We start from the raw sequence: 5,718 nt of genomic DNA on the forward strand, positions 1-5,718 counted from the left end.
GTGCCCCAGATCGGCGGCATGTACCGGGGCGACTACCGGCGCAAGTTCACGCTGGCCGAACATGGCTTCCGCCTGCCCTCCTGCATGGATAACCGGCCCCTCAAATTCGAGGAATGGGACGCGATGCGGCCCCAGTCGGTCTTCGTCTCCGCCACCCCTGCGGCGTGGGAACTGGAGCAGACCGGCGGCATCTTCACCGAACAGGTGATCCGGCCCACGGGCCTTCTGGACCCGGAGGTCGAAATCCGTCCCGTCACCACGCAGGTCGATGACCTGCTGGACGAAATCCGCAAGGTCAGCGCCAAGGGCTTCCGCACGCTGGTCACGACGCTGACGAAACGCATGGCCGAGGACCTGACCGAATACCTGCACGAACAGGGCATCAAGGTGCGCTACATGCATTCCGACATCGACACGATCGAGCGGATTGAGATCCTGCGCGACCTGCGATTGGGTGCCTTCGACGTGCTGGTCGGCATCAACCTGCTGCGGGAAGGTTTGGACATCCCCGAATGCGGGCTGGTGGCCATTCTGGATGCCGACAAGGAAGGCTTCCTGCGCTCGGAAACCTCGCTGGTGCAGACCATCGGACGCGCGGCGCGAAACGCCGAGGGCCGCGTGATCATGTATGCCGACCGCATGACCGGCAGCATGGAACGCGCCATTGGCGAAACCAACCGCCGCCGCGAAAAGCAGATGGCCTATAACGAGGCACACGGGATCACGCCCGCGACGGTCAAGAAGAACGTCGAGGATATTCTCGCCGGTCTCTACGAAGGCGACGTGGACATGAACCGCGTCACCGCCAAAATCGACAAGCCCATGCACGGCGCCAACCTGGAGGCGCATCTCGACGGGCTGCGCGACGCCATGCGCAAGGCCGCCGAGAACCTCGAATTCGAGGAGGCCGCCCGCCTGCGGGACGAGATCAAGCGGCTGGAAACCGTGGACCTCGTGGTCTCCGACGACCCGCTCGCCCGCCAGGCGGCGGTGGACGCCGCCGTCGAGGGGGCCGCGAAGGCATCCGGCCGGTCAACGGCAGGACGGCCCGGGCAGAGAGGCGGGAAGAGGCGGAGGGGGTAGTCCGCCCCCGGCATCACATGATCCCCCGTTCACAGTGCCCCAAAACCTGCTACCATTCCCCCATGCGCACCCTTCTCCTTCTCGCCCTTCTCACCTCTCCCGCTCATGCCTGGCAGGCAGATCAGGAGGGGCGGATTTGCCGGCTCGATCATGCCGAGCCCGGACTGTCGGTTCACCTCACCTACGATCCGGCGGGGCCGCTTTACTCCATCACCGTGCGCGCGCCCGACCCGTGGCCCGAGGCGCCCATCTTCGGGCTTTGGTTCGAGGGCGACCGACCCGCCAATATCACAACCACCCGACACCAGCTCGGCGGCGGGGGCTACGAGATCACGGTAACGGATAGCGGGTTTTCCAACGTCCTGGACGGGTTGGAATTCAACCGCACCGCCACGGCCTTCGCAGGTCACGCGGCGGTGCTGATCCAGTTGCAGGGGGCAGCGGCCGAGGTCGCGGCGTTCCGCGCCTGCACCGAAAGCCCCTCTGCCTGAACCTCAGACCGACAGAAGTTCGTGGCCCGGCTGCCAGTCGGCAGGTGCATACATCTCGCCGTGGCGCACCAGTTGCAGCGCCGAGACGAGGCGCAGCAGTTCCGTGGACGAGAAACCCACCACCGTCGGCAGGATCTGGTAAGACTTGAGAACCCCGGCAGGGCCGAAGATGAAGTATCCCCTCGGGCCAATCTCGTCTTCCTTCGCGACAGGCAGTCCGAAGGCGCGGGTCAGTTCGCCGGCCGGGTCCGAGATACAGTCGTGAAGCACGGGAAACAGCGAGTCCGCCGTCAGTTCCTTCACCAAGGCCGCGATTCGGTCAGCCCCGTTGGGCATCACGCTGAAGAAGCGGATCGAGGGCATGCGCTCCTCTGCCTGCAACTGTGCGATACTGCGCATCTCGGTGCTACAGACCGATGTGAAGGCGCAGGGGTGGAACATCACCACAGACCAAGATGAAAAAGTCGCCTCGGACAGGGAAAACTGCCCGTTCTGCGACGTGACGGTCAAGTTCGGCATGTGATCGCCGAGTCTCATTGGATCGCTCCTTAAGCTGTAAAAACGGGAGAAATGTAACAGCGTCAATTAACCCGGCGCGATATCTCAGAAGGATAGGGTTCCAATGCATCTGGTCCCCCTTCAGCTATCGGCTGATGCCCGTGTGCTGTCCTTGAGACCTCGACACTCCGGATTTGAACCTTTGCCCGGTTTCGGCCGACCCACGGGTATCATCAAGGGGACCGCGCCATGCACCGCCAATTTGCCACCTGCTGCACCGTGATTCTGTTCGGGTTCGCCAGCCCGGGCCTGGCCCATGTCGCGGGTCCGGTGATCGCGCCGGATACGCCTGTGGGCCTCCAGCGTGCCCTGCCCGCCGTGGCCGAGGCTGCACCTGCCTGTCACACCCGTGTCTTCGAGGCAGGGCATGCTCCGGCCAACCCGTTGATGGTCGAGCAGGTCACCTGCCTCGATACCAGCTGCGAAACCCGCGAAATCCTGCTCTGCCCCCTCACTGACTGAGGCCCGCCCATGACCCGTGTTACCCCCGCCGCCCCGCTGCCTGTCTACAGCCGTTCCATGCGGCTGGTGATCTACACGCTGGCCATTCTGCAAATCGGCCTCCTGGCCCTGGCGGTGATCCTGACCCAGCAGTCCTTTCTTGCCAGCACCGAGCGGGGCCAGATGCTGGGTATCCTGACCGGGGCGGGCATCCTTGCGGCGGCGTTCCTGACACCGGCCATCGCTTTCGCCCATTCGCGGTTGCACCAGCACTACGGCATGGCCCTGGCCCTGCTGCCAATGGCCGGGTTCCTTGGCGTGTCGCTCTACCTGAACTGAGCCTTCCCGGCGCGCAGCCGGGCTGGCGGCTACTGCGCCAAGCCGAGCCGTTCGAGATGCTTCACGCTTTCCTCCACCCGGTCGAAATCGTTGATCTCGACGATCAGATGCGGGGCCGACTTGATGTTGCCAAGCGCCTGGAAGATCGCCTCCCACACGATATTGCCGCGCCCGATCGGCCAGTGCCGGTCGGCATAGCCATCAGTGTCCTGCAAATGGACATGGCCCAGCATCTCGCCCGCGGCTGAAATGTAGCGGTCGGCGGGCGGGGCATCGCAGACCCAATGCGCCCAATGGGCATGGCCGGTATCGACCGACAGGCGCAGCGCGGGGCTGTCGGCGGCGGCGATCACCTCGGCCCGGTCGCGCGGGTCGGTGTCCTTGATGTTTTCCATCACCATCATCACGCCCAGCTCCTCGGCGCGCGCAATCGCGGGCTTCAGCGTCTCCAGCACCGCAGAGACCCGGCGCGCGCGATCCTTGGGGGCGTTATCGAGGTTGCAGGCATCCCAGCCGTCATAGGGCGAGTGAATGACCATCTGCCGCGCATCGAGCGCCGCGCAGACATCGAGCGCCTGGTCGAGCCGCTTCTGCACCACGGCGCGGATATCGCGGTCTTTCACGTCCAGCTCGAACCCGCCGAACGGCCCGTGAATGCCAAGCCGCCCGGTCCAGCCGTCAAGCTTGGCCTTGGCCATGTCGATGAAGGGCCCGGCATTGGCCAGGATATCGGCCATGCAGAATTCCGGCAGTTCAAGATCGCGGTTCTTCTCGAACAGCCAGTCGCGGTGGCGGTCGAGATCCAGCACGCTCAGCTGCGCGCCGACGATGGGCAGATCGGACATGGGGCCTCCCTTTGGCTGCACCGGGAGTGTGACAAAGAAAAGGGCGGCTGTCTGCCGCCCGTTTCGTCAGAAATCGAAGATATCGCCCAGGAAGGAGCCGATGCTTTCCTTCTTCTTGCGCTTCTCGCCATAGCCCTTGGCCGGGGCCTCGCGCCAGTGCCCCTCACGGTTGTCTACCAGGGCGCTCCGCTCGATGATCTTGTCCAATTCCCCGCGGTCCAGCCAGACGCCCCGGCAGGTCGGGCAGTAGTCGATTTCGACACCGCTGCGCTCGGCGATCACGAGTTGGGTTCCATCAATGGGGCATTGCATCTGGCGGGCTCTCCTGTCTGGGGTCTGTAGATCTTCAGATAGGTAGGCCCGCCCGCGAAACAATGTGCATCCTGACGATTTTTATCGGGTTCAGCCGCCTGCGACCGTCAGCCCCAGCATCCGCCAGCCCTGCATGCCAGGGCGGTAGTAGTGGATGCGTTCGGCAGGGTAGCCTGCCTCGATCATGCGCCGGATCGCCGTGGGCGACTGGCCGCACCATGGCCCGTTGCAAAAGAGCGCCACCGGAACGGCGGCGGTGCAGTCCCAGCCGTCGAAGTCGATCTCGCAGCCCAACTCGCCCAGGCGATCAACCATTTCCGTGTAGGGCATGTTGACCGCGCCGGGGATGGTGCCTGCCTCGAACCAGTTGGGGGTGCGGCTGTCGACGACGGTGACCTCGGGATCTTGCAGGAATTCCAGCAGCTCCAGCTCGCCCACCGGGGTCACGCCGGGGGCCGGGATCATGGGCTGGATACAGAAGGCCGGACATGGGCGCGAGGTCTGGCCCCATTCATCCTCGATGATATTGGCATTGTCCTGGATGCGGGCGATTTCGCGCGGGCCAGAGGCCGTCTCGACCGTGACCGACATCACGTCACGGGTAATGCCCACAGGCTCCTGCGCGGCGGCAGGCAGGGCAAGGGCGGCAAGGGCAAGGGCGGCAAGGACGCGGCGCATGGCAGGTCTCCGTTTCAAATGCAACGTTCTGCATGTGACCCTACCCCATCCCGCCATCCGCGCAATGGCACCGCTCGCCGCACGGGAAATCTCAGGACAAAAGTTTTTGATCGTGTCTATAGTTGACGCCATGCGTCCCCGCCCCGTGCTTCTTTCTCTCCCGGCCATCCCGTTCCTCGCCCTGCCGCTGGCGGCGGCCGAGACCTGCCTGCCCTACCCGTTCGATGCCGCCCCGCCCGCGATGCGCGAGGTGCTGGACATGGCCGCCCCGGCCCTTCAGCGCTTTCCCTACTATCCTGCCTCCATGGCCTCCGCCCGGCCCGAGTTCTGCCTCGACGACGAACCCTTCGGCGCGCGCGGATACCTTGACGTGGATGGCAATCGCATTGTGATCAGCGCGGGCCTGACCCGGCCCGAGCAGATGGTGATCTTCCTGCATGAATTGCGCCACCTGCAACAGATCGGCGAAGGCTTCTGCCCCGCCGCCACCCTGTCGATGGCCGAGAACGCGCGCGCCGTTTTCGCGCTTGAGGCCGACGCGATGGCGGTCACCACGCTCGTGGCCTGGACGCTTCTGCAAGAGGATCAGCCCGAGGCTTGGCAGGCGCTGACCGACTGGGGGCTCTACCGGGACATTCCCGACGCCTTCCAGCAGGCGATCGACCGGGGGGCTGACGAAACCGGGGCCAGCGCGGCCGCGTTCTACCAGTGGTATGGGTCCGACTGGCGGCGGGAAAGCTACTACATCGCCGCGTGCAGCGACTACCTTGACCGGCAGGACGAAGCCCACGCCCTGCCGCAATACCAGTTGCTTCCGCCGGAATTCCTGTCGAGCCTCTGTCGTCTGCCCGATGGCACCGACTATCCCTGCACCGAACCGCAAGACCTGTCGCGACCCTGAGCGATTAATCCGCCCCGCCCTGGATTTCCGCCGCGATCCGCGCCGCCCATTCCCCGATGACGGGGATGAA

General features: G+C 64.9%; 9 protein-coding genes. 5 read left to right on the forward strand and 4 right to left on the reverse strand.

Annotated features, from left to right (window positions below; genetic code table 11):
• Both ACEQXV_RS02545 and ACEQXV_RS02550 read left to right on the forward strand, forming a co-directional pair.
• A partial coding sequence (locus tag ACEQXV_RS02545) for a helicase-related protein (protein WP_370267749.1) occupies nucleotides 1-1,083 on the forward strand: 1,083 nt, incomplete at its 5' end.
• A 62-nt stretch (nucleotides 1,084-1,145) separates the two neighbouring features.
• Complete coding sequence (locus ACEQXV_RS02550; protein WP_370251118.1) at nucleotides 1,146-1,574, forward strand: hypothetical protein; 429 nt, start codon at nucleotides 1,146-1,148, stop codon at nucleotides 1,572-1,574.
• 3 nt (nucleotides 1,575-1,577) lie between these two features.
• On the opposite strand, the gene ACEQXV_RS02555 is transcribed toward ACEQXV_RS02550, so the two are convergent.
• On the reverse strand, nucleotides 1,578-2,111 hold the full coding sequence (locus ACEQXV_RS02555) for a redoxin domain-containing protein (protein WP_370251117.1): 534 nt from the start codon (nucleotides 2,109-2,111) through the stop codon (nucleotides 1,578-1,580).
• Between the two features lie 210 nt (nucleotides 2,112-2,321).
• Between ACEQXV_RS02555 and ACEQXV_RS02560 the strand changes: the two genes are divergently transcribed.
• Nucleotides 2,322-2,594 carry a hypothetical protein gene (locus ACEQXV_RS02560; protein ID WP_370251116.1) on the forward strand — a complete coding sequence of 91 codons (273 nt, stop codon included), beginning with the start codon at nucleotides 2,322-2,324 and terminating at the stop codon, nucleotides 2,592-2,594.
• 9 nt (nucleotides 2,595-2,603) lie between these two features.
• Nucleotides 2,604-2,912, forward strand: coding sequence for a hypothetical protein (locus ACEQXV_RS02565; protein ID WP_370251115.1), 309 nt, complete (start codon nucleotides 2,604-2,606; stop codon nucleotides 2,910-2,912).
• Nucleotides 2,913-2,941: 29 nt separating this feature from the next.
• Here ACEQXV_RS02565 and ACEQXV_RS02570 read toward each other — a convergent pair whose 3' ends face one another.
• The 3 genes from ACEQXV_RS02570 to ACEQXV_RS02580 form a co-directional block, all read right to left on the reverse strand.
• Entirely contained in the window at nucleotides 2,942-3,757 is an 816-nt protein-coding gene (locus ACEQXV_RS02570; protein WP_370251114.1) for a sugar phosphate isomerase/epimerase family protein, read from the reverse strand.
• 66 nt (nucleotides 3,758-3,823) lie between these two features.
• A complete protein-coding gene (locus tag ACEQXV_RS02575; RefSeq protein ID WP_370251112.1) occupies nucleotides 3,824-4,069 on the reverse strand; it encodes a zf-TFIIB domain-containing protein in 246 nt (81 codons plus the stop codon).
• A 90-nt stretch (nucleotides 4,070-4,159) separates the two neighbouring features.
• Entirely contained in the window at nucleotides 4,160-4,747 is a 588-nt protein-coding gene (locus ACEQXV_RS02580) for a rhodanese-like domain-containing protein (RefSeq protein WP_370251110.1), read from the reverse strand.
• A gap of 145 nt (nucleotides 4,748-4,892) precedes the next feature.
• Between ACEQXV_RS02580 and ACEQXV_RS02585 the strand changes: the two genes are divergently transcribed.
• Entirely contained in the window at nucleotides 4,893-5,648 is a 756-nt protein-coding gene (locus ACEQXV_RS02585) for a DUF6782 family putative metallopeptidase (protein WP_370251109.1), read from the forward strand.
• The last annotated feature ends 70 nt before the right edge of the window (nucleotides 5,649-5,718 follow it).

Source organism: Nioella sp. (assembly GCF_964229645.1).
Classification (GTDB): Bacteria; Pseudomonadota; Alphaproteobacteria; order Rhodobacterales; family Rhodobacteraceae; genus Nioella.